The sequence below is a fragment of the Streptococcus sp. 27098_8_51 genome (assembly GCF_041432205.1).
In the GTDB taxonomy this organism is placed as follows: Bacteria; Bacillota; Bacilli; order Lactobacillales; family Streptococcaceae; genus Streptococcus.
On record NZ_JAPVZE010000009.1, the window covers coordinates 1 to 24322 of the forward strand.

A 24322-nucleotide genomic window follows, 5' to 3' on the forward strand; every position below is an offset into this window, starting at 1 on the left:
TTATCCGCCATAGCTCAGTTGGTAGTAGCGCATGACTGTTAATCATGATGTCGTAGGTTCGAGTCCTACTGGCGGAGTATAAATCGAAACGTTCAACTGAACGTTTTTTTATTTATAAATATAGTGGACTGTTGAAATTTCAAATTTTAATTTTTAAATCTGTAATTACCTCTTTATTTTATTTTTAGTTCGTTTAGCTTTAAATTCTTCTTTTATAGGATTTGAAGCTTTTTTAGTTCCTTTTTTTGTTAGACTAGTGTTACTAATAAGAAAGGGAATTTTTATATGCTTCAGAAATTTTATGATCAAGCATTTGTCTTTTTGAAACTAGTTGAACAAGAATATGCCTCTTTAGGCCAGAGTTGTTCAGAGTGGGAATCACTTCATCTTCGTTTTTTACTATATTACTTAATCCGATTTAAAATAAAAAGTGATAGGGACTTTTCACTATATCACTTTAGAACAGCTTATCGTCTATATCTAGAGAAATTACTGCAAGGTGGTACAACTCTTATTCAATAGGAAGCATCTATATCATAATTACGAACGATAGTTGTAGTTAGTTTTTAAAAAATATAGAATTAGCTTATAATCAAAGGCTTCGGTATTCAGAAATGAAAGAATTTCCAAATCTTTTCTACTGTTTCTTCTTGATAAAATAGTGTTTTTTTCTTATAATAAATTGTAAGATATAATTGCGGGTGAAATTCCTGCCATGTATATGAGAAAGGACGAGCTACTAGTAGCTCAGACGAATTTTATTATGACTTCAGTTGTTGTTGTAGGTACCCAGTGGGGTGATGAAGGTAAAGGGAAAATTACAGATTTTCTTTCAGCTAATGCAGAGGTAATTGCTCGTTATCAAGGTGGTGATAATGCTGGTCACACGATTGTGATTGATGGTAAGAAATTTAAGTTGCACTTGATTCCATCTGGAATTTTCTTTCCTGAAAAAATCTCTGTTATTGGGAATGGGATGGTTGTAAACCCTAAATCTCTAGTAAAAGAGTTGACTTATCTTCATGAAGAAGGTGTGACAACAGATAATTTGCGCATTTCGGATCGTGCGCATGTTATTTTGCCTTATCACATTGAGTTAGATCGCTTGCAGGAAGAAGCTAAGGGTGACAATAAGATTGGTACTACAATCAAGGGAATCGGTCCAGCATATATGGACAAGGCTGCTCGTGTTGGAATTCGTATTGCGGATCTTTTGGATAAGGATATTTTCCGTGAACGTTTGGAACGCAATCTTGCGGAAAAGAATCGTCTGTTTGAAAAATTATATGATAGCACCCCTATTTCAGTTGATGATATTTTTGAAGAGTATTATGAATATGGTCAACAAATCAAGCAATATGTGACAGATACATCCGTTATCTTGAACAACGCACTTGATAATGGCAAACGTGTGCTGTTTGAAGGTGCGCAAGGTGTCATGTTGGACATTGACCAAGGGACTTATCCATTTGTTACGTCGTCAAACCCTGTCGCTGGTGGTGTGACGATTGGGTCTGGTGTTGGCCCAAGTAAGATTGACAAGGTTGTAGGTGTATGTAAAGCCTACACAAGTCGTGTAGGAGACGGACCTTTCCCAACTGAATTATTTGATGAAGTGGGAAATCGCATCCGTGAAGTAGGTCATGAATACGGTACAACAACTGGTCGTCCACGTCGTGTGGGTTGGTTTGACTCAGTTGTGATGCGTCACAGCCGCCGTGTATCTGGGATTACCAATCTTTCATTGAACTCTATCGATGTTTTGAGCGGTTTGGATACGGTAAAAATCTGTGTGGCCTATGATCTTGATGGTCAACGTATTGATTACTATCCTGCTAGTCTTGAGCAGTTGAAACGTTGTAAGCCAATCTACGAGGAATTGCCAGGTTGGTCAGAAGACATCACTGGAGTTCGTAATTTAGAAGACCTTCCTGAGAATGCACGTAACTATGTTCGTCGTGTAAGTGAGTTGGTTGGTGTTCGCATCTCAACTTTCTCAGTAGGTCCCGGTCGTGAACAAACTAATATTTTAGAAAGTGTTTGGTCATAGGAGATTTTTAAGATTAGTTTAAGACAGGTTGGGTATACTATAGACAGTTACAAGAAGACCTCCTAACTTGTTGTAACAAATATCCTAAACTTTTCTTTTTCATAATAATCTCCCTATTAAGTCACCGCATTCGGTGGCTTTTTTTGTGTTGAAAATCATGATATAATAATAAAATCGACAAGTAGGAAAAGAGAAGAACGATGAATTATACAGTTGAAGAAAAAGAATCCTTTATGAGAGAGGCTTTGAGAGAGGCTGAGATTGCCTTAGAACACGATGAAATTCCAATTGGTTGTGTGATTGTCAAGGATGGAGAAATCATTGGTAGGGGGCATAATGCGCGCGAGGAGTTGCAACGGGCGGTCATGCATGCAGAAATCATGGCTATAGAGAATGCGAACCTGAGTGAAGAGAGTTGGCGACTGCTTAATTGTACGCTTTTTGTGACCATTGAGCCTTGTGTTATGTGTAGTGGTGCGATTGGGCTTGCCCGTATTCCAAACGTAGTTTACGGGGCTAAAAACCAGAAATTTGGTGCAGCTGGAAGTCTGTACGATATTTTGACAGATGAGCGTCTCAATCATCGTGTAGAGGTAGAAACGGGAATTTTGGAAGATGACTGTGCAGCGATTATGCAGGACTTTTTCCGAAATCGACGGAAAAAATAATTTCTCTTTAAAAACCGAGGGGAATGTGGTATAATAAATAGTGGAGCAACAGTTCTGCGTGAAGTGGGTCAGGGGAGGAATCCAGCAGCCCTAAGCGATGTGAATTGTGTGCTCTTTTTTCGTGCTTTTTTCGAATAAATAAGATAAAATAGCCTAGAATAAATGATTATAGAAAAGAGAAAAATATGAAAATTCGTGGTTTTGAATTGGTTTCGAGTTTTACAGATGAAAATTTATTGCCTAAGCGTGAGACAGCCCATGCAGCTGGTTACGACTTAAAGGTTGCTGTGCGTACGGTTATTGCTCCAGGAGAGATTGTTCTCGTCCCAACAGGAGTCAAGGCTTATATGCAGCCGACAGAGGTGCTCTATCTCTATGACCGTTCATCAAACCCTCGTAAGAAAGGCTTGGTCTTGATTAACTCAGTTGGGGTCATTGATGGGGATTATTATGGAAATCCTGGGAATGAAGGCCATATCTTTGCTCAGATGAAAAACATTACTGAACAGGAAGTCGTCCTCGAAGTTGGAGAACGTGTAGTCCAGGCTGTCTTTGCACCATTTTTGATTGCAGACGGAGATGAAGCGGATGGCGTGCGGACTGGTGGTTTTGGGTCAACTGGACACTAAGATGAAGATTATCTTTGTACGTCATGGGGAGCCAGATTACCGTGAGTTAGAGGAACGTTCTTATACAGGTTTTGGGATGGATTTAGCACCTTTATCTGAGAAAGGACGGCAACAAGCTCAGGAACTTTGGCAAAATCCTTTGCTACAATCGGCTAATCTACTAGTGACTTCAGCAGTAACGAGAGCTTTAGAAACGGCTTTTTATGTATCTTGTGCTACTGGCCTTCCTTTGAGGGTGGAGCCTTTGTTACACGAATGGCAGGTCTATGAATCAGGCATAGATAGATTTGAAGAGGCTAGAACACTATTTCTAGAAAACAAGGGGGAGTTACTTTCTAATAGTCCTATTCAATATGAGACAGCTACGGAAATGAAGTCTCGGTTTCTAGAATGTATGGCTAAGTATAGAGACTACCAGACTGTGGTAGTTGTCACTCATCGAATGCTCATGCGCCAATTTGTACCAGACGAGAAGATTGATTTTTGCCAAGTGATTGAGTGTGAGATAGAGATATAGAAAGAAGTACAATGAAATGAGCTATAAGGATTTTCAAGCTTTTACCGCCGAGAATTGTCAAGGGTATAAGAAAGTCTATAATATCAGTATTGGAGGATTTCTTTACTTAGCTTTTCTTCCGGGAGCTTATTATAAAATTCTTTGCATTTCTTCAGAATATATGTCAATAATTGACTGTGAAAATGATCAGGTAACTCCTGTAGATGGGGATTATGATGAGACGGAATTAGTAGCCATGTATGAGGGCTGTGATTCTCCCATTTCTATTGCGGGACAATATGGTGGAAGTCTCCCTTTGGACAATGGGGAAGATATCCGAGTGACAATGGAAAAAGATCAATCTGGGAAGCATCCGATTTTAACCATTTTTTGGGAAAAGGATAAAGAAACTAGGGTACAAATTTATAAAGGTTATTTACCGTATATTTTTGGTTTTAGTCCGGATGGAGAGTATTATGCTTATGCAGATGATGGCGGATTGACTGTTTTAAAGAAAGATAGTTGATAGCGTGAAAAAAAGAAATTTTAAAATGAGAGGATTAGAATCATCGCAAAGAAAAAAGCGACATTTGTATGTCAAAATTGTGGGTATAATTCCCCTAAATATCTGGGACGTTGTCCTAACTGTGGATCTTGGTCTTCTTTTGTAGAAGAGGTTGAGGTTGCCGAGGTCAAGAATGCGCGTGTGTCCTTGACAGGTGAGAAAACAAAGCCCATGAAACTGGCTGAGGTGACTTCCATCAATGTCAATCGAACCAAGACGGAGATGGAGGAATTCAACCGTGTGCTTGGAGGCGGAGTGGTACCAGGGAGTCTCGTCCTTATCGGTGGGGATCCAGGAATCGGGAAATCAACCCTTCTCTTACAAGTTTCAACCCAGCTGTCTCAAGTGGGTACGGTTCTCTATGTCAGTGGGGAGGAGTCTGCCCAGCAGATTAAGTTACGGGCAGAGCGCTTGGGAGATATTGATAGCGAGTTTTATCTCTATGCAGAGACCAATATGCAGAATGTTCGCGCAGAAGTAGAAAGAATTCAGCCAGACTTCCTCATTATTGACTCCATCCAGACGATTATGTCTCCTGAGATTTCAGGGGTGCAGGGGTCTGTGTCTCAGGTGCGTGAGGTAACGGCTGAACTCATGCAGTTGGCGAAGACTAATAACATTGCTATCTTTATCGTAGGGCATGTGACCAAGGAAGGGACCTTAGCTGGTCCGCGTATGTTGGAGCATATGGTAGATACGGTGCTTTACTTTGAAGGGGAGCGCCACCATACCTTCCGTATCTTGAGAGCGGTCAAAAACCGTTTTGGTTCCACTAATGAGATTGGCATCTTTGAGATGCAGTCAGGTGGATTGGTTGAGGTGCTCAATCCGAGTCAAGTTTTCCTAGAAGAGCGTTTGGATGGAGCGACTGGCTCGTCAATCGTTGTGACCATGGAAGGGACCCGTCCGATTTTGGCGGAGGTTCAGGCTTTGGTAACACCAACCATGTTTGGAAATGCTAAACGAACGACGACAGGTCTTGATTTCAATCGTGCGAGTCTGATTATGGCTGTTTTGGAAAAACGAGCAGGGCTTCTCTTGCAAAATCAGGATGCCTATCTCAAATCTGCTGGTGGCGTGAAATTGGATGAGCCTGCCATTGACTTAGCCGTTGCAGTGGCTATTGCCTCTAGTTACAAGGACAAGCCTACCAATCCTCAGGAATGTTTTGTGGGTGAACTGGGCTTGACCGGAGAAATTCGACGCGTGAATCGTATCGAACAACGCATCAATGAAGCGGCAAAACTGGGCTTTACCAAGATTTATGTACCCAAGAATTCCTTGACAGGAATCACTCCACCCAAGGAAATTGAAGTCATTGGTGTGACAACGATTCAGGAAGTTTTGAAAAAGGTCTTTGCATAATCCGTGACAAATCCTCTTAAAAATGATAAGATAGGAGAAATATTTGATTATCAAATTTTTGAGGAGGGAATCGTGTCGTATTTTGAACAGTTTATGCAAGCCAATCAGGCTTATGTTGCCCTACATGGGCAGTTAAATCTGCCACTTAAACCCAAAACCAGAGTAGCGATCGTGACCTGTATGGACTCACGTCTGCACGTTGCGCAAGCTCTAGGTTTGGCCCTTGGGGATGCTCATATCTTGCGGAATGCGGGTGGTCGAGTAACTGAGGACATGATTCGTTCACTGGTGATTTCCCAGCAACAAATGGGGACAAGAGAAATCGTGGTGCTTCACCATACAGACTGTGGAGCTCAAACCTTTGAAAATGAAAGTTTTCATGAACAGTTGAAACACGAGCTCGGAGTTGATGTATCTGATCAAGATTTTTTACCATTCCAGGATGTTGAAGAGAGTGTGAGAGAGGATATGCAATTGCTTAGAGAGTCTCCACTGATTCCTGATGATGTGGTTATTTCAGGTGCTGTCTATGATGTGGATACAGGAAGTATGAGAGAAGTATACTAACTTTGTCTCGAAAAAATTTCATCCTAGCATAAAATCGATTGTTAAAATGTAGGATTTTCAGGTTTAATATAGCTAATATAAAATAGTATAAAACAAGGGTATAAATGTTTGCTCTTGTTTTATTTTTGATTGAAAAATAAAGGAAAAAGCGCTACAATGGTAGATGGAAAATGTTGTGTAAAAACAAGTGATACATAAATACCGGAGGAAATCATGTCTTTTTCTGATTTAAAGCTGTTTGCCCTTTCTTCTAATAGAGAATTGGCAGAGCGTGTGGCGCAAGAAATTGGGATAGAGTTGGGGAAATCGACTGTTCGCCAATTTTCAGATGGGGAGATTCAAGTCAACATCGAAGAATCAATCCGTGGAAAACACGTCTTTATCCTACAATCAACTAGTTCACCTGTAAATGATAATTTACTTGAAATTTTGATTATGGTGGACGCATTGAAGCGTGCTAGTGCAGAATCTGTCAATGTTGTTATGCCTTACTATGGCTATGCACGTCAGGATAGAAAAGCGCGCGCGCGTGAGCCAATCACAGCAAAACTCGTTGCAAACATGCTAGAAGTTGCTGGCGTAGATCGTTTGTTGACGATTGATTTGCATGCTGCACAGATTCAGGGATTCTTTGATATTCCTGTAGATCACTTGATGGGTGCTCCCTTGATTGCGGACTACTTTGAACGTCGTGGTATGGTTGGCTCTGACTACGTGGTTGTCAGCCCAGACCATGGTGGGGTGACTCGTGCTCGTAAATTGGCAGAGTTTTTGAAAACTCCGATTGCAATTATTGACAAACGTCGTAGCGTGGACAAGATGAATACCAGTGAAGTGATGAACATCATCGGTAAGGTAGAAGGCAAGACTTGTATCTTGATTGACGATATGATTGATACCGCTGGAACAATCTGCCATGCGGCGGATGCACTTGCTGAAGCAGGCGCAGTTGCGGTCTATGCAAGCTGTACACACCCAGTTCTTTCGGGGCCAGCTATGGACAATATCCAAAAATCAGCTATTGAAAAATTGGTTGTTTTGGATACCATCTACTTGCCAGAAGATCGTTTGATTGATAAGATTGAGCAAATCTCTATTGCTCATCTCTTAGGTGATGCTATTATCCGTATCCACGAAAAACGTCCTCTTTCTCCATTATTTAGTATCGAGAAAAAAATCTAAACTTTCACTTGAATAAACGAATTTCCTGGCAAGCTTTTTCTCTTGCTAGGAATTTTTTTGTAGTCAAAATCTGCAAGCCTTTTCAAAATATGCTATACTGATGGAAAAGGAGGATTTCTATGAGCCAAGAATTTATCAATCCAAGTGATGGTGTGGTACGTCAGTATCTTGCAACCAGTAAAACGTTAGCGGTAGTAGGCTTGTCCGATCGTGAAGAAACAACTAGCAATCGAGTGACTAAGGAAATGCAGGCTCGGGGCTATAAAATCATTCCAGTCAATCCCAAGGCTTCAGGTGGCGAAATCTTGGGAGAAAAGGCCTATGCAAGCCTAGCTGAGATTCCTTTTCCTGTTGATATTGTCAATGTATACCGACGGAGCGAGTTTTTACCAGATGTGGCGCGTGATTTTCTCAAGGCTGATGCCAAGATTTTTTGGGCACAACTGGGACTTGAAAGCTTAGAAGCAGAAGAAATCTTGCGTGCTGGAGGATGCGACGACATCGTAATGAATCGCTGTATCAAGAGAGAGCACACACGCTTAATTCTTGAACAATAAAAGGTAGCCATGGGCTACCTTTTGTCTTAGAAAATACCAATCAATGCCTGCATGCCTAGGCTGGTTAAGATGATGGCAATCCAGCAAAGGGCACCAAGAAGAATGGACTTGCCGCTGGATTTGATCAATCCAATGAGATTGGTTTTGAGACCGATAGCGCTCATGGCCATGACGATAAGGAATTTGGAGAGTTGCTTAAGAGGGGTAAAGATACTACCGGACACACCGAGAGAGGTAAGGAGAGTCGTTAAGAGAGAAGCCAAGATAAAGTAAAGGATAAAAAGTGGGAAGACTTTTTTTAGTTGGAAACCCTGGCTATTTTTTTGTTGGCGACTTTGCCAGAAGGAGAGAAAGAGCGTGATAGGAATAATGGCAAGGGTGCGTGTGAGTTTAACAATAGTTGCAGACTCAAGGGTATTGGTCTGATAAAGACTGTCCCATGCGCTGGCTGTGGCCGTTACAGAAGAAGTATCATTGACCGCAGTTCCTGCAAAGAGGGCGAAGCCTTCATTTGATAGATGAAGCCAGGTTCCTAGAGTTGGAAAGATGAGTGCCGCTAAGACATTGAAGAAAAAGATAACGGAAATGGCTTGGGCAACTTCTTTTTCCTTGGCATGGATAACGGGTGCTGTCGCAGCAATGGCAGAACCTCCACAGATCGAAGAACCCACTCCAATCAAGGTAGCCAGTTTAGTATTCAAAGCAAAAAAGCGCTGGAAGAGGTAGGCTACAATCAAGGAAATCGAAATGGTGGAGAGGATAACAGGGAGCGAAGATTGCCCGACTGCGAATACTTGCGAGATATTGAGACCAAAACCGAGCAAAATAACGGCATATTGAAGTAATTTCTTGGAACTAAATGTCAAGCCGGCATCCAGTTGTTTATAGGCTGATAGAAAAGGGTGAAGGAGCATCCCCGCAAAAATCGCAAAGACAGGTGCTCCCACGACAGGAAAGAATCCTCCTAGGTACCAGGATATGAAAGAAATGAGAAGGCAGGCCAAGATTCCTGCCCCATTTTTTGATAAAAATGACATATAAACCTCCGAAAATAAGCACTTTTTATTATAAGCTTATCCATCAGAAAAGTAAAATAGAAAACAGAAAGGATTAACTCAAAATGTAATTTTGCGGTCAGGGAGCTTTTGTAGTATAATAGTACTATGTTCTGTAAGTAAGGGGGTATCTATGGACTTAACCAAGCGCTTTAATAAACAATTAGATAAGATTCAAGTGTCCTTGATTCGTCAGTTTGATCAGGCCATTTCAGAGATCCCTGGAGTTCTGCGTTTGACCTTGGGAGAGCCTGACTTTACAACGCCAGATCATGTCAAGGAGGCGGCCAAGCGAGCGATTGACCAGAACCAGTCCTACTATACAGGGATGAGCGGTTTACTGACCTTGCGCCAGGCAGCTAGTGATTTTGTAAAAGAAAAATACCAGTTGGACTACAATCCTGAAAATGAAATCTTGGTTACTATCGGAGCGACAGAGGCTTTATCTGCTACTTTGACAGCTATCTTAGAAGAAGGAGACAAGGTACTCTTGCCAGCTCCTGCCTATCCAGGCTATGAGCCGATTGTCAACCTAGTTGGGGCAGAGATTGTCGAGATTGATACAACTGAAAATGGTTTTGTCTTGACTCCTGAAATGTTGGAAAAGGCAATTTTGGAGCAGGGAGATAAGCTTAAGGCAGTCATTCTCAACTATCCAGCCAATCCAACTGGAATTACCTATAGTCGAGAGCAGTTGGAAGCCTTGGCAGACGTTTTAGGCAAGTATGAAATTTTCGTTGTTTGTGATGAGGTTTACTCAGAATTAACCTATACAGGCGAAGCCCATGTATCTCTGGGAACTATACTGAGAGACCAGGCTATTATTATTAATGGCTTATCTAAATCGCATGCTATGACAGGTTGGCGTTTAGGCTTTATCTTTGCTCCTGCAGCTTTCACAGCTCAGTTAATCAAGAGTCACCAGTACTTGGTAACTGCCGCAAATACTATGGCGCAACATGCTGCGGTGGAGGCCTTGACGGCTGGTAAAAACGACGCAGAGCCTATGAAGAAGGAATACATTCAGCGTCGAGATTATATCATCGAAAAGATGCCTGCTCTTGGTTTTGAGATTATCAAACCAGATGGGGCCTTCTATATATTTGCTAAGATTCCAGCAGGTTACAATCAAGACTCCTTTGCTTTTCTGAAGGATTTTGCCTATAAGAAGGCCGTTGCCTTTATCCCTGGTGCCGCCTTTGGACGTTACGGAGAAGGCTATGTGCGTCTGTCCTATGCAGCCAGCATGGAAACGATCAGAGAGGCCATGAAACGACTTGAGGAGTACATGAGAGAAGCATGATTCAGTCTATCACGAGTCAAGGTCTCGTACTCTACAATCGTAACTTTCGTGAGGATGACAAGCTAGTCAAGATCTTTACCGAGCAAGCGGGCAAGCGTATGTTTTTCGTCAAACACGCTGGCCAGTCCAAACTAGCTCCTGTTATTCAGCCTTTGGTGTTGGCACGATTTCTCTTGCGAATCAATGATGATGGGCTTAGCTACATCGAGGACTACCATGAGGTGATGACCTTTCCAAAGATTAATAGTGATCTCTTTGTCATGGCCTATGCGACTTATGTTGCGGCTCTGGCCGATGCTAGTTTGCAGGACAATCAGCAGGATGCTCCCTTGTTTGCTTTCTTGAAGAAGACTCTGGAGTTGATGGAAGCAGGGATAGATTATCAGGTTTTAACCAATATTTTTGAAATTCAAATCTTGACTCGATTTGGAATCAGCCTTAATTTTAATGAGTGTGTCTTTTGCCATCGGGTCGGTCAGGCTTTTGACTTTTCTTTTAAATATGGAGCCTGCCTCTGCCCAGAGCATTATCATGAGGATGAGAGACGTTGCCATCTCAATCCTAATATCCCTTATCTGCTCAATCAATTTCAAGCCATTGATTTTGAAACCTTGGAGACGATTTCGCTTAAGGCCGAAATCAAGCAAGAGCTACGCAAGTTTATGGATCAACTCTACGAAGAGTACGTTGGGATTCACCTAAAATCAAAGAAATTTATTGATTCCCTAGCAGACTGGGGACAATTACTAAAAGAGGAAGATAAATGAAAAAAATTGCAGTAGATGCTATGGGGGGCGATTACGCACCTCAAGCCATCGTTGAGGGTGTCAATCAAGCCCTTGCTGACTTTTCAGATATTGAGGTTCAACTCTACGGAGATGAAAGCAAGATCAAGCAATATCTAACGGCGACAGAGCGCGTCAGCATTATCCATACGGATGAGAAAATTAACTCAGACGATGAGCCGACAAAAGCTATCCGTAAGAAGAAAAATGCCAGCATGGTCTTGGCAGCCAAGGCAGTCAAAGAGGGAGAAGCAGACGCCGTCCTCTCAGCTGGGAATACAGGTGCCTTGTTGGCTGCAGGATTCTTCATCGTGGGTCGCATCAAGAATATCGACCGTCCTGGACTTATGTCAACATTGCCAACTATAGATGGAAAAGGGTTTGATATGCTGGATCTTGGTGCCAATGCAGAAAACACAGCCCATCATCTGCACCAATACGCTGTTTTGGGTTCCTTCTATGCGAAAAATGTTCGTGGGATTTCGAAACCACGTGTTGGTTTGCTCAACAATGGAACAGAAAGCAGCAAGGGAGATCCACTTCGTAAGGAAACATACGACTTGCTAGTAGCTGATGAAAGTTTGAACTTTGTCGGAAACGTGGAAGCGCGTGATCTGATGAATGGCGTTGCGGATGTTGTCGTAACAGATGGTTTCACGGGAAACGCTGTTCTCAAATCCATTGAAGGTACAGCTTTGGGAATCATGGGTTTACTTAAAAATGCTATTACGGGAGGTGGCCTTCGAGCGAAGCTAGGTGCTCTACTTCTCAAGGATAGTCTTAAGGTGTTGAAGACACAGCTCAACTATTCAGATGTTGGAGGAGCAGTCTTGTTTGGCGTCAAGGCGCCAGTTGTAAAAACTCATGGCTCAAGTGATGCCAAGGCTGTGTACAGTACGATTCGTCAGATTCGTACCATGCTAGAAACAGACGTAGTCGCTCAAACTGAGCGTGAATTTTCAGGAGAATAAAAAAGATGACAGAAAAAGAAATTTTTGACCGTATTGTAACCATTATCCAAGAGAGACAGGGAGAAGACTTTGCCGTAACAGAGGCTTTGAGTTTGAAAGACGATCTAGATGCGGACTCAGTGGATTTGATGGAGTTTGTCTTGACACTAGAAGATGAATTTGGAATCGAAATCAGCGATGAGGAAATTGACCATCTTCAAAGTGTAACAGATGTAATTGAAACCATTAAAGGTAAAATATAGCCAAAAGCAACATGCAAGTCATGTTGTTTTTTTATTTGCAGAAAAAAGAAAAACGTTAAAATTTTTAGTAGAAATTGCGAATAAAGAGACGAGAAAGAAAAAGGAGGAACGTTTATGTATGTTACCGGTTTTTATCCCTGGTTCATTAAGTGGTTTTTAAAATAAAAATGAATAAGTTGCTCATTTTCGAATTGTTTTTCGAATAGATAGGTAAGAAGAAAAGGAAGGAGACTACGCGATGTATTTACCAATCTTATTGCCATGGTTGATCAAATGGTATTTAAAATAAATGAAATTTACCTGTTCATTTTAAATCACTTCTCGAATAGATAAGTGAGAAGAAAAGGAAGGAGAGAAGAAAATGATTTCAGTAATTTACCCAATCTGGCTATTTAAGTGGCTTAGAGGTTAAAGATTAAATATATAGAAAAAATAAGGAGAAAAAAGATGACAAACTTTGACAAAATGGAACAGAACTTTGTAGCTCTTACTGAAGAAGAGTTGATGGATGTGGATGGGGGGTCGGTTACCGCTGTAGTTGTAGGAGGTGTCTTACTAATTGGTGGTATTGCTTGGGGCTATTTTATGTAATAATAAGGAGAGAAAAAATGAATTTAAATAAATGGACAGAATTGACAGAAGAAGAATTGATGAATACAGAAGGTGGCTTAATTACCATAGCCATGATTGCTGGAGGAGTAGCAATTTTCCTTGGTGGTCGATTAATTGGTCAAGATTTAAAACGTAAATTTGGATAAAAGTAGAATTGTATGAAAAATCTAAAAAATGTAATGGGAGCAGTTCTAATTATTTTTGGAGTGCTTTGCATATTGGGAGATTTAAATGTAATCACCTTTAATGTTGAAAAATATTTCCAAACAGAATTAGTTGTTCCGATCCTTATTTTGATGATGAGTTACTTGGATTTAGCTAAAGACAAGGTTTAAAGAGAACTATTTTTAGTGTATGGCAACTGCTATTGAATAGTCATCTTTTAGTTATTATCAATGAAATAAGAACTAATTTAGGAATAGTAGGGATTTTGGTTGGAGTAGCTATTGGATTAGCCAGTATTATTTAAAAAGGAGAGAGAAAAATGAAAGAAATGGATAAAAAATTTAATATCATGACAGAAGAAGATTTGGCTCTTACTGAAGGAGGCTTCATTGTCACTACTTCCACAGCAATAGCTTGGGGTGTATTAGGAGTAGCTTCTTATATGTATGGGCGTTATCTAGGAAGTAGACGTTAATCTAAATATAGAAGGAAATTAACTATGAATCGTAACCTAAATCTCAATACATTGTTACCTAAGCTAGCCACTATACTTCCTTTGTTAGGAATAGGTCTTAATCTTACGCTTCATCTAATTCGTACGGGTTCGCTAGTATCTTTTGATTGGCAATGGAGTTTAATAGGTTTGATTGTTGCAGGCTATTTTGGTATTTATTGTAAGGATTTGAAGAAAAATAATCAAAACTATAAATGATGAATCTGAATGGAAAGGATTTTGTGCATGTAAATGGCGGAGTTTTTCCACCTTGTTTTATCCAGAAATCTATCCGATTCTGCTTGGTCTGTTTTATGGAGAATACAAGCAAAAAACAACAGAAAGTACGATTGAGAATTGATGGAATGTCAGATTGGAGTTGGAGATGAAAGTCGTTCAATTACTACAAAAAGCTTGGCCAGAGTTTATTGTATTGTTTAGCTCTATAACTTATCTAATGATTAGAATTGTGGCTGATGTAAACAAAATAAATCTACCTACGTGGTTTGAATGTTTTGATATACCTACGATTTCATTATTTTTGATGACATTTATCTCACTTTATAGAAGTAAAGAGAATATCATTTCAGAATAGTTTATTTCTAGGCATTCATTTTTTAACGGTTACTTTAAGCAGGCAGAACTTTTGTTCTGCTTTTTACATTTAAATGATAGTTTATGCTTTCTAAAGTGCGTTTTAGGCGCGAAAATGGTTTATTTAGGAATATTTTCCTGTTTTTATCCTTATTTGGTTAAAATAATCTTACAAATTTTTAAAGAGATTATTAGAAAAAGGAGATGGATATGAAATTTGGGAAAAGGCACTATCGTCCCCAGGTGGATCAGATGGATTGTGGCGTGGCTTCCTTGGCTATGGTCTTTGGCTACTACGGTAGTTATTACTCCTTGGCTCATCTACGAGAGTTAGCCAAGACGACCATGGATGGGACGACCGCTTTGGGACTTGTAAAGGTAGCAGAGGAGATTGGGTTTGAGACGCGGGCTATCAAGGCGGATATGACGCTCTTTGATTTGCCAGATTTGACCTTTCCTTTTGTGGCTCATGTGCTCAAGGAAGGGAAGTTGCTCCACTACTATGTGGTGATAGGTCAGGATAAAAAGCACATTCATATCGCTGATCCAGATCCTGGTATCAAGCTGACCAAGATTTCCCGTGAGCGATTTGCGCAAGAGTGGACAGGGGTTAGTATTTTTATGGCACCATCACCGGACTACAAACCTCATAAGGAGAAAAAACAGGGGCTCCTATCCTTCTTGCCAATCTTACTCAAACAGCGTGGCTTGATTACCAATATCGTCCTAGCGACACTCTTGGTGACCTTTATCAATATCGTGGGTTCCTACTATCTTCAGTCCATCATTGATAGTTACGTACCAGACCAGATGCGTTCGACGCTGGGTATCATCTCAATAGGACTAGTCATCGTCTATATCCTCCAGCAGATTTTGTCCTATGCGCAGGAATACCTTTTACTTGTTCTGGGACAACGGTTGTCCATCGATGTGATTTTGTCCTACATCAAGCATGTTTTTCACCTGCCGATGTCCTTTTTTGCGACACGGAGGACAGGAGAAATCGTGTCTCGTTTTACAGATGCCAACAGTATTATCGATGCGCTGGCGTCGACCATTCTGTCGATTTTCCTAGATGTGTCAACGATTTTGATTATCTCGCTTGTCTTGTTTTCACAAAATATGACACTCTTTTTCATTAGTCTGCTTGCGCTTCCCATCTATACAGTGATTATCTTTGCTTTTATGAAGCCTTTTGAAAAGATGAATCGGGATACCATGGAAGCCAATGCGGTTCTGTCTTCCTCTATCATCGAGGACATCAACGGTATTGAGACCATTAAGTCTTTGACCAGTGAGAGTTCACGCTATCAAAAGATTGACAAGGAATTTGTAACTTATCTGAAAAAATCTTTTACCTATAGTCGGGCAGAAAGCCAGCAAAAGGCTCTGAAAAAAGTTGCCCAGCTCCTGCTCAATGTTGGTGTTCTCTGGATGGGAGCAGTTCTTGTCATGGATGGGAAAATGAGTTTGGGCCAGCTGATTACCTATAATACTTTGCTTGTTTACTTTACCAATCCTTTGGAAAATATCATCAACCTACAAACCAAACTTCAGACAGCGCAGGTTGCCAATAATCGTTTAAACGAAGTGTATCTAGTAGCTTCGGAGTTTGAGGAGAAGAAAACGGTAGAAGATCTAAGTATGATGAAGGGAGAGATGACCTTCAAGCAGGTTCACTATAAGTATGGCTATGGTCGTGACGTCTTGTCGGATATCAATTTGACCATTCCACAAGGGTCTAAGATGGCTTTTGTGGGGATTTCAGGGTCAGGAAAGACCACCTTGGCCAAGATGATGGTTAACTTCTACGATCCAAGTCAGGGAGAGATTAGTCTGGGTGGTGTCAATCTCAATCAGATTGACAAAAAAGCCTTGCGCCAGTATATCAACTATCTACCTCAACAGCCCTATGTCTTTAACGGAACGATTTTGGAGAATCTTCTCCTTGGAGCCAAGGAGGGGACGACTCAGGAAGACATCTTACGGGCAGTTGAGTTGGCAGAGATTCGGGAGGATATCGAGCGCATGCCACTGAATTATCAGACAGAATTAACTTCGGATGGGGCTGGAATTTCTGGTGGGCAACGACAACGAATCGCTCTGGCGCGTGCTCTTTTGACGGATGCCCCTGTCTTAATCTTGGACGAGGCGACCAGCAGTCTGGATATTTTGACAGAGAAGCGGATTGTTGATAATCTCATGGCTTTGGACAAGACCTTGATTTTCATCGCCCACCGCTTGACCATCGCTGAGCGGACAGAGAAGGTTGTTGTCTTGGATCAGGGCAAGATTGTCGAAGAAGGCACCCCTGCAGACTTGCTTGCACAGGATGGCTTTTATGCCCATTTGGTCAATAGCTAGAAAGAGGAGAAGATGAAACCAGAATTTTTAGAAAGTGCGGAGTTTTATAATCGTCGTTATCATAATTTTTCCAGTCGGGTGATTTTACCTATGTCACTTCTGTTCATGTTTTTACTGGGATTTGCAGTTTTTGCAGAGAAGGAGATTAGTTTGTCTACCCGAGCAACTGTCGAACCGAGTCGGATCATTGCCAATATCCAGTCGACTAGCAATCAACGCATTGTGGCCAATTATCTGGAAGAAAACAAGTTGGTCAAGCAAGGAGATCTGCTCGTTCAGTACCAGCAAGGGGCGGAGGCTGTCCAGGTCGAAGCATACGCCAGTCAATTGGAGATGTTAAAGGATCAAAAAAAGCAGTTGGGATATTTGCAATCCAGTTTGAAAGAGGGGAGTGATCAATTTCCAGAGGCGGATAAGTTTGGTTATCAGGAGATGTTTCGAGACTATCTCAGCCAAGCTAGTAGTCTTAGGAGTAATGTTTCTCAGCAAAATGCCAGCATCTCCTCTCAAAATGCGGCAGCAAGTCAGAGCCAGGCCGAGATTGGCAATCTTATCAGTCAAACAGAGGATAAAATTCGAGACTACAAAACAGCTAAGTCAGCGATTGAAAAGGGAGATCAACTGGATAGTCAGAATCCAGCCTACTCTTTTTATCAGACCTATAAAAATCAAGGTGAAGAAGATCCGCAAGCTAAATCGCAAGTTATTGCGCAAGTGGATGCACAAATTGCCCAGCTAGAGTCCAGTCTAGCTACGTATCGTGTACAGTATGCGGGTTCTGGAGCTCAGCAGGCCCACGCAACGGGACTGGATAGTCAACTGGAATCGCTCAAGTCTCAGCACTTAGTCAAAGTTGGCCAGGAATTAACTCTTTTGGATCAGAAAATTTTAGAAGCAGAGTCGGGTAAGAAAGTCCAGGGAGGTCTCCTCGATAAGGGGAAGATTACAGCAAGTGAGGATGGGGTGCTTCACCTTAATCCTGAAACCAGTGATTCTACCATGGTCGCAGAAGGAACCCTGCTAGCCCAACTCTACCCATCCTTGGAAAAAGAAGGGAAAACCAAACTCACAGCTTATCTCAGTTCAAAAGATGTTGCTAGAGTCAAGATTGGGGACTCTGTCCGTTATACTACGACTAATGATGCGAAGAATCAAATTTTCCTGGATTCCACGATTACAAGTATCGATGCGACAGCTACAAAGACTGAACAAGGAAATTTCTTTAAAATTGAGGCGGAGACCCATCTGACTTCTGAGCAGGCTGCAACACTTCGCTATGGTTTAGAAGGCCGCCTGCAGATGATTACGGGAAAGAAAAGCTATCTCCGTTATTTTTGGGATCAATTTTTGAATAAAGGGTAATATTCGTGTTTTTCAGAGGATAAATGATTTTAAAACTGTAAGAAGAGTTCATCTTGCAGTTTTTCTTTACGCTTAAAACAGAAAAACGTTATTTATTCGTAAAAACCTTGAATTTTTCATGCTTTTGTGGTAGAATGTGCTCAAGTAAAACGAAAGGCGAACTTTAAAATGTCAAAACAACTGATCTATTCGGGAAAAGCCAAGGATATCTATACAACTGAGGATGAAAATCTCATTATTTCAACTTACAAGGACCAGGCAACTGCCTTCAACGGTGTCAAGAAGGAGCAGATTGCGGGCAAGGGAGTCTTGAATAATCAGATTTCATCTTTTATTTTTGAGAAATTAAATGCGGCTGGTGTAGCAACTCACTTTGTGGAGAAACTTTCAGACACGGAACAGCTCAATAAAAAAGTTGAGATTATTCCTTTGGAAGTTGTGCTCCGCAACTACACGGCTGGTTCCTTTTCAAAACGTTTTGGCGTAGAAGAAGGTATTGCATTTGAGACTCCGATTGTCGAATTTTACTATAAAAATGATGATTTGGATGATCCCTTTATCAATGACGAGCATGTGAAATTCCTTAAAATTGCGGATGACCAGCAGATTGCTTACTTGAAGGAAGAAACCCGTCGTATCAATGAACTTTTGAAGGCTTGGTTTGCTGAGATTGGTCTTAAATTGATTGACTTTAAGCTAGAGTTCGGTTTTGACAAGGATGGCAAGATTATCTTGGCAGACGAGTTTTCACCAGATAACTGCCGTTTGTGGGATGCGGATGGCAACCACATGGACAAGGATGTTTTCCGTAGAGGTCTCGGAGAATTAACAGATGTTTACGAGATTGTCTGGGAGAAATTGCAGGAATTGAAATAATCTGTTTGCAAGACTCTCAAGGTCGTTGGGAACATTGCAAGAGCTGAAATAAAGGAATAAGAATTGATGGATAAACGTATTTTTGTTGAAAAAAAGGCTGATTTTCAGGTTAAGTCAGAGAGTTTGGTGAGAGAGCTCCAGCACAACTTGGGACTGTCAACTTTGAAAAGTATTCGCATTGTGCAAGTTTATGATGTCTTTGATTTGGCAGAGGACTTGTTTGCACCTGCGGAAAAACACATCTTCTCTGAGCAGGTGACAGACCATGTTTTGGACGAAGCGGTTGTGCAGGCGGATTTTGCCAACTATGCTTTCTTTGCCATTGAAAACCTGCCAGGGCAGTTTGACCAGCGTGCAGCTTCTTCACAGGAAGCCTTGCTTTTGCTTGGTAGCTCAAGTGATGTAACAGTCAACACAGCCCAGCTTTACTTGGTCAATAAGGATATTGATGCGACTGAGTTGGAAGCAGTCAAGAACTATTTGCTCAACCCAGTTGATTCTCGTTTCAAGGACATCACGACAGGGATTGCCAAGCAGGAATTTTCAGAGTCAGACAAGACTATTCCAGAATTGACTTTCTTTGAAAGCTATACGGCAGAAGACTTTGCCCGCTACAAGGCCGAGCAAGGGATGGCCATGGAAGTGGATGATTTGCTCTTTATCCAAGACTACTTCAAGTCAATCGGGCGCGTGCCGACTGAGACGGAGCTCAAGGTTTTGGACACTTACTGGTCTGACCACTGCCGTCACACGACTTTTGAGACGGAGTTGAAACACATTGATTTCTCAGCTTCTAAATTCCAAAAGCAATTGCAAGCGACTTATGATAAATATATCGCTATGCGCGAGGAATTAGGTCGTTCTGAAAAGCCACAAACCTTGATGGATATGGCGACTATTTTCGGTCGTTATGAGCGTGCTAATGGTCGTTTGGACGATATGGAAGTGTCTGACGAAATCAATGCATGCTCGGTTGAAATCGAAGTGGACGTTGATGGTGTCAAGGAACCTTGGCTCCTTATGTTCAAAAACGAAACCCACAACCACCCAACGGAAATTGAGCCATTTGGTGGAGCGGCTACTTGTATCGGTGGCGCCATTCGTGACCCGTTGTCAGGACGTTCCTACGTTTACCAAGCTATGCGTATTTCAGGTGCTGGTGACATTACAGCGCCGATTTCAGAAACGCGCGCTGGGAAATTGCCACAACAAGTCATTTCGAAAACAGCGGCTCACGGTTATTCTTCGTATGGTAACCAAATTGGTCTGGCAACGACTTACGTTCGTGAATACTTCCACCCAGGGTTTGTAGCTAAACGCATGGAGCTAGGTGCCGTTGTTGGTGCTGCTCCTAAGGAAAATGTAGTCCGTGAAAAACCTGAAGCGGGTGATGTGATTATCTTGCTAGGTGGCAAGACTGGGCGTGATGGTGTTGGTGGTGCGACAGGGTCTTCTAAGGTTCAAACAGTTGAGTCTGTAGAGACTGCCGGTGCTGAGGTTCAAAAAGGGAATGCCATCGAAGAGCGCAAGATCCAACGCCTTTTCCGTAATGGCGATGTCACTCGTCTCATCAAGAAGTCCAATGACTTTGGAGCAGGTGGTGTCTGTGTGGCTATCGGTGAATTGGCAGATGGTCTTGAAATCGACCTCAACAAGGTTCCTCTTAAATACCAAGGTTTGAACGGTACAGAAATTGCCATTTCTGAATCACAAGAACGGATGGCAGTTGTGGTGCGTCCTGAGGACGTAGATGCCTTCGTTGCTGAATGTAATAAAGAAAATATTGACGCTGTTGTTGTGGCAACAGTGACTGAAAAACCAAATCTTGTCATGCACTGGAATGGTGAAACAATTGTCGACTTGGAACGCCGTTTCCTTGATACAAACGGTGTGCGCGTGGTTGTCGATGCCAAGGTGGTAGACAAGGATGTCAAGCTTCCAGAAGAACGTCAAACATCTGCTGAAACACTTGAAGCAGATACCCTTGCGGTTCTATCTGACCTCAACCATGCGAGTCAAAAAGGCTTGCAAACCATCTTTGACTGTTCGGTCGGTCGTTCAACGGTCAATCACCCACTTGGTGGTCGCTACCAACTCACACCAACTGAAGCTTCTGTGCAAAAGTTGCCAGTCCAACACGGTGTGACTCACACTGCGTCAGTCATGGCGCAAGGTTTCAACCCTTATGTGGCAGAATGGTCTCCATACCACGGTGCTGCCTATGCGGTTATCGAAGCGACAGCTCGTTTAGTGGCTGCTGGTGCCAACTGGTCTAAGGCTCGTTTCTCTTACCAAGAATATTTCGAGCGCATGGACAAGCAAGCTGAGCGTTTTGGTCAGCCAGTAGCCGCCCTTCTAGGCTCTATTGAAGCACAAATCCAGCTTGGTTTGCCATCTATCGGTGGTAAGGACTCCATGTCTGGTACCTTTGAAGAATTGACGGTACCACCAACCTTGGTCGCCTTTGGGGTGACGACGGCAGATAGCCGTAAGGTGCTCTCTCCTGAGTTCAAGACTGCTGGTGAAAATATCTACTACATCCCAGGTCAAGCTCTTGCTGCAGAGATTGATTTTGACTTGATTAAGTCTAATTTTGCTCAGTTTGAAGCCATCCAAGCTGGTCACAAAGTAACATCTGCATCAGCTGTCAAATACGGTGGTGTCCTTGAAAGCTTGGCTCTTGCTACTTTTGGGAATCATATTGGTGCAGAGGTAACCTTGCCTGAATTTGAAACAGCCTTGACAGCTCAATTAGGCGGATTTGTCTTCACATCTCCTCAAGAAATCGCTGGAGTAGAGAAGATTGGACAAACGAAAGCAGACTTTACACTCCTTGTCAACGGTGTGAAGCTAGATGGACAGAAGCTTGACAGTGCCTTCCAAGGGAAACTGGAAGAAGTTTACCCAACAGAATTTGCCCAATCTAAAGAATTGGACGAAGTACCAGCTGTCGCTTCTAACGCAGTCATCAAAGTCAAGGAAACTATTGAAAAACCGGTGGTTTACATCCCAGTCTTCCCAGGAACAAACTCGGAATATGATTCAGCAAAAGCTTTTGAAAAAGAAGGTGCAGAAGTCAACTTGGTGCCATTCGTGACCTTGAATGAAGAGGCTATTGTCAAGTCAGTTGAAACTATGGTTGACAATATCGGCAAGGCTAATATCCTTTTCTTCGCGGGTGGTTTCTCAGCTGCGGATGAGCCGGATGGATCAGCTAAGTTTATCGTCAACATCCTGCTCAATGAAAAAGTGCGTGTAGCTATTGATAGCTTTATCGCTCGTGGTGGCTTGATTATCGGTATCTGTAATGGGTTCCAGGCCTTGGTCAAATCAGGTCTTCTTCCATACGGGAACTTCGAGGATGCTAACAGTACTAGCCCAACCCTCTTCTACAATGATGCCAACCAGCACGTGGCTAAGATGGTGGAAACTCGAATTGCCAATACCAACTCACCATGGTTAGCTGGAGTACAAGTGGGCGATATCCATGCCATCCCAGTATCGCACGGTGAAGGGAAATTTGTCGTGACGGCTGAGGAATTTGCAGAGCTCCGTGCCAATGGTCAAATCTTTAGCCAATACGTTGACTTTGACGGCAAACCAAGTATGGATTCTAAGTACAATCCGAATGGTTCTGTAAATGCCATCGAAGGAATTACCAGCAAGAATGGTCAAATCATCGGTAAAATGGGACACTCAGAACGTTATGAAGACGGTCTCTTCCAAAACATCCCAGGAAATAAAGACCAGCACCTGTTCGCGTCGGCTGTTAAATACTTTACTGGAAAGTAAGATTTGTGTTTTTTCCGATAGACAATATCAGTAATGTAAAAGCCATGTAGCTCTTGATGATTGTAAAAGGTTTGTTTTGCGAGTGCAACGAGCTTCTACCGTATCGTTCGGCTCTACTGAAGGAATGATGCAAAAATAAAAATTAGGTATAAAAAATGACATACGAAGTAAAATCTCTTAATGAAGAATGTGGTGTTTTCGGTATCTGGGGACATCCAGATGCTGCAAAATTGACCTATTTTGGGCTCCACAGTCTTCAGCACCGTGGTCAGGAGGGGGCAGGAATCCTCTCCAATGACCAAGGACAATTGAAGCGCCATCGTGATATGGGGCTGTTGTCAGAAGTGTTCAGAAATCCAGCTAATTTGGATAAACTAACTGGAACGAGCGCGATTGGACATGTTCGTTATGCGACTGCTGGCGAAGCTTCTGTGGATAACATCCAGCCCTTCCTCTTTCGCTTTCATGATATGCAGTTTGGACTTGCTCACAACGGAAACTTGACCAATGCAGAATCGCTCAAGCAAGAATTGGAACAAAGAGGAGCTATTTTCAGTTCAACTTCGGACTCAGAAATCTTGGCTCACCTCATTCGTCGGAGTCACAATCCCAACTTGATGGGCAAAATCAAGGAGGCGCTCAGCCTTGTAAAAGGTGGCTTTGCTTATATCCTGCTGTTTGAGGACAAGTTGATTGCTGCGCTTGATCCTAATGGTTTCCGTCCACTTTCTATTGGGAAAATGGCAAACGGAGCGGTGGTGGTTTCGTCAGAAACCTGTGCTTTTGAAGTCATTGGTGCCGAGTGGATTCGCGATGTAAAACCAGGAGAGATTGTAATCGTAGATGACAATGGGATTCAGTACGATAGCTATACGAATGATACCCAGTTGGCGATTTGCTCTATGGAGTATATCTACTTTGCCCGTCCTGACTCTAATATCCATGGTGTTAATGTCCATACGGCCCGTAAGAGAATGGGAGCGCAACTAGCCCGTGAATTCAAGCATGAAGCGGATATTGTGGTCGGCGTGCCCAACTCTTCACTCAGCGCAGCCATGGGCTTTGCGGAGGAGTCCGGTTTGCCAAATGAAATGGGCCTTATCAAGAACCAATACACCCAACGTACTTTTATCCAACCGACACAAGAACTACGAGAGCAAGGGGTGCGGATGAAACTGTCTGCTGTTTCGGGTGTTGTTAAAGGCAAACGTGTGGTAATGATTGATGATTCCATTGTTCGTGGGACAACCTCTCGCCGTATCGTTCAGCTTTTGAAAGAAGCAGGTGCGTCTGAAGTTCACGTTGCTATTGGGAGTCCTGCTCTTGCCTATCCATGTTTTTACGGGATTGATATCCAGACACGTCAGGAGTTGATTGCGGCCAATCATACGGTCGAAGAGACTCGCCAAATCATTGGTGCGGATAGCCTAACCTATCTTTCGATTGATGGCTTGATTGATTCTATCGGCATCGAAACAGATGCGCCGAACGGTGGTCTCTGTGTTGCTTACTTTGACGGAGACTACCCAACTCCTCTCTACGACTATGAGGAAGAATATCGTAGAAGCTTGGGGGATAAGACCAGTTTTTACAAATAGACGGATAAAGACTCTCCATGAAAGGAAAGGA

General features: G+C 42.3%; 26 protein-coding genes, 1 tRNA gene and 1 other RNA gene. 27 read left to right on the top strand and 1 reads right to left on the bottom strand.

All coding sequences use genetic code 11. The features are described from left to right. Positions 1-3 precede the first annotated feature (3 nt). The 12 genes from O3622_RS06550 to O3622_RS06605 all read left to right on the top strand — a co-directional run bounded on the left by O3622_RS06550 (position 4) and on the right by O3622_RS06605 (position 8079). Positions 4-77, top strand: a tRNA-Asn gene (locus O3622_RS06550). 208 nt (positions 78-285) lie between these two features. Then, positions 286-522: a sigma(X)-activator ComW gene (comW, locus tag O3622_RS06555; protein ID WP_044020001.1), complete on the top strand. Its 237-nt coding sequence runs from the start codon at positions 286-288 to the stop codon at positions 520-522. A gap of 241 nt (positions 523-763) precedes the next feature. Then, a complete protein-coding gene (locus tag O3622_RS06560) occupies positions 764-2050 on the top strand; it encodes an adenylosuccinate synthase (RefSeq protein ID WP_371607232.1) in 1287 nt (428 codons plus the stop codon). Between the two features lie 200 nt (positions 2051-2250). After that, positions 2251-2718 (top strand): tRNA adenosine(34) deaminase TadA, encoded by a 468-nt coding sequence (gene tadA, locus O3622_RS06565; protein ID WP_371607233.1) that lies wholly within the window; start codon positions 2251-2253, stop codon positions 2716-2718. 32 nt (positions 2719-2750) lie between these two features. Beyond that, positions 2751-2844, top strand: an RNA gene (gene ffs / locus O3622_RS06570) — signal recognition particle sRNA small type. 59 nt (positions 2845-2903) lie between these two features. Next, positions 2904-3347 carry a dUTP diphosphatase gene (locus O3622_RS06575; protein WP_049520484.1) on the top strand — a complete coding sequence of 148 codons (444 nt, stop codon included), beginning with the start codon at positions 2904-2906 and terminating at the stop codon, positions 3345-3347. After that, positions 3307-3864 (top strand): histidine phosphatase family protein, encoded by a 558-nt coding sequence (locus O3622_RS06580; protein ID WP_193389636.1) that lies wholly within the window; start codon positions 3307-3309, stop codon positions 3862-3864. Before O3622_RS06575 ends, O3622_RS06580 begins: the two co-directional genes overlap by 41 nt. Before the next feature lie 16 nt (positions 3865-3880). Beyond that, positions 3881-4369 (top strand): hypothetical protein, encoded by a 489-nt coding sequence (locus O3622_RS06585; RefSeq protein WP_049520486.1) that lies wholly within the window; start codon positions 3881-3883, stop codon positions 4367-4369. Positions 4370-4408: 39 nt separating this feature from the next. Then, a complete protein-coding gene (gene radA / locus O3622_RS06590; protein WP_193389637.1) occupies positions 4409-5773 on the top strand; it encodes a DNA repair protein RadA in 1365 nt (454 codons plus the stop codon). A 72-nt stretch (positions 5774-5845) separates the two neighbouring features. After that, entirely contained in the window at positions 5846-6340 is a 495-nt protein-coding gene (locus O3622_RS06595; protein ID WP_013670142.1) for a carbonic anhydrase, read from the top strand. Positions 6341-6553: 213 nt separating this feature from the next. After that, positions 6554-7522, top strand: a complete 969-nt coding sequence (locus O3622_RS06600) for a ribose-phosphate diphosphokinase (protein ID WP_049520487.1) — start codon at positions 6554-6556, stop codon at positions 7520-7522. A gap of 119 nt (positions 7523-7641) precedes the next feature. Next, a complete protein-coding gene (locus O3622_RS06605) occupies positions 7642-8079 on the top strand; it encodes a CoA-binding protein (RefSeq protein WP_042901913.1) in 438 nt (145 codons plus the stop codon). A gap of 26 nt (positions 8080-8105) precedes the next feature. On the opposite strand, the gene O3622_RS06610 is transcribed toward O3622_RS06605, so the two are convergent. Then, positions 8106-9116: a YeiH family protein gene (locus O3622_RS06610; protein ID WP_000009129.1), complete on the bottom strand. Its 1011-nt coding sequence runs from the start codon at positions 9114-9116 to the stop codon at positions 8106-8108. Between the two features lie 151 nt (positions 9117-9267). Between O3622_RS06610 and O3622_RS06615 the strand changes: the two genes are divergently transcribed. The 15 genes from O3622_RS06615 to purF all read left to right on the top strand — a co-directional run bounded on the left by O3622_RS06615 (position 9268) and on the right by purF (position 24291). Then, on the top strand, positions 9268-10437 hold the full coding sequence (locus O3622_RS06615) for a pyridoxal phosphate-dependent aminotransferase (RefSeq protein WP_371607234.1): 1170 nt from the start codon (positions 9268-9270) through the stop codon (positions 10435-10437). Further along, entirely contained in the window at positions 10434-11204 is a 771-nt protein-coding gene (gene recO / locus O3622_RS06620; RefSeq protein ID WP_084930364.1) for a DNA repair protein RecO, read from the top strand. Before O3622_RS06615 ends, recO begins: the two co-directional genes overlap by 4 nt. Further along, positions 11201-12193 carry a phosphate acyltransferase PlsX gene (plsX, locus tag O3622_RS06625; RefSeq protein ID WP_268717450.1) on the top strand — a complete coding sequence of 331 codons (993 nt, stop codon included), beginning with the start codon at positions 11201-11203 and terminating at the stop codon, positions 12191-12193. Before recO ends, plsX begins: the two co-directional genes overlap by 4 nt. Positions 12194-12198: 5 nt before the next feature. Continuing rightward, positions 12199-12435, top strand: a complete 237-nt coding sequence (locus O3622_RS06630) for an acyl carrier protein (RefSeq protein WP_371607235.1) — start codon at positions 12199-12201, stop codon at positions 12433-12435. Between the two features lie 447 nt (positions 12436-12882). Then, the gene (locus tag O3622_RS06635; protein ID WP_042901918.1) at positions 12883-13026 is read left to right on the top strand and encodes a class IIb bacteriocin, lactobin A/cerein 7B family; all 144 of its coding nucleotides are present in this window, start codon (positions 12883-12885) and stop codon (positions 13024-13026) included. A gap of 17 nt (positions 13027-13043) precedes the next feature. After that, entirely contained in the window at positions 13044-13193 is a 150-nt protein-coding gene (locus O3622_RS06640; protein ID WP_001052546.1) for a class IIb bacteriocin, lactobin A/cerein 7B family, read from the top strand. 12 nt (positions 13194-13205) lie between these two features. Further along, on the top strand, positions 13206-13382 hold the full coding sequence (locus O3622_RS06645) for a hypothetical protein (protein ID WP_000793177.1): 177 nt from the start codon (positions 13206-13208) through the stop codon (positions 13380-13382). Positions 13383-13531: 149 nt separating this feature from the next. Continuing rightward, positions 13532-13687 (top strand): hypothetical protein, encoded by a 156-nt coding sequence (locus tag O3622_RS06650; protein ID WP_000661693.1) that lies wholly within the window; start codon positions 13532-13534, stop codon positions 13685-13687. 24 nt (positions 13688-13711) lie between these two features. Beyond that, complete coding sequence (locus tag O3622_RS06655) at positions 13712-13924, top strand: hypothetical protein (RefSeq protein ID WP_001081403.1); 213 nt, start codon at positions 13712-13714, stop codon at positions 13922-13924. Positions 13925-14090: 166 nt separating this feature from the next. Beyond that, a complete protein-coding gene (locus O3622_RS06660; RefSeq protein ID WP_125414669.1) occupies positions 14091-14300 on the top strand; it encodes a bacteriocin immunity protein in 210 nt (69 codons plus the stop codon). A 209-nt stretch (positions 14301-14509) separates the two neighbouring features. After that, a complete protein-coding gene (gene comA, locus O3622_RS06665) occupies positions 14510-16663 on the top strand; it encodes a peptide cleavage/export ABC transporter ComA (RefSeq protein ID WP_371607236.1) in 2154 nt (717 codons plus the stop codon). Positions 16664-16675: 12 nt separating this feature from the next. Further along, positions 16676-18025, top strand: coding sequence for a competence pheromone export protein ComB (comB, locus tag O3622_RS06670; RefSeq protein WP_000801579.1), 1350 nt, complete (start codon positions 16676-16678; stop codon positions 18023-18025). Between the two features lie 168 nt (positions 18026-18193). Then, a complete protein-coding gene (gene purC / locus O3622_RS06675; RefSeq protein WP_000043285.1) occupies positions 18194-18901 on the top strand; it encodes a phosphoribosylaminoimidazolesuccinocarboxamide synthase in 708 nt (235 codons plus the stop codon). A 66-nt stretch (positions 18902-18967) separates the two neighbouring features. After that, positions 18968-22693 (top strand): phosphoribosylformylglycinamidine synthase, encoded by a 3726-nt coding sequence (locus O3622_RS06680; RefSeq protein ID WP_371607237.1) that lies wholly within the window; start codon positions 18968-18970, stop codon positions 22691-22693. A 155-nt stretch (positions 22694-22848) separates the two neighbouring features. Next, positions 22849-24291 carry an amidophosphoribosyltransferase gene (purF, locus tag O3622_RS06685; protein ID WP_084874292.1) on the top strand — a complete coding sequence of 481 codons (1443 nt, stop codon included), beginning with the start codon at positions 22849-22851 and terminating at the stop codon, positions 24289-24291. Positions 24292-24322: the final 31 nt, after the last annotated feature.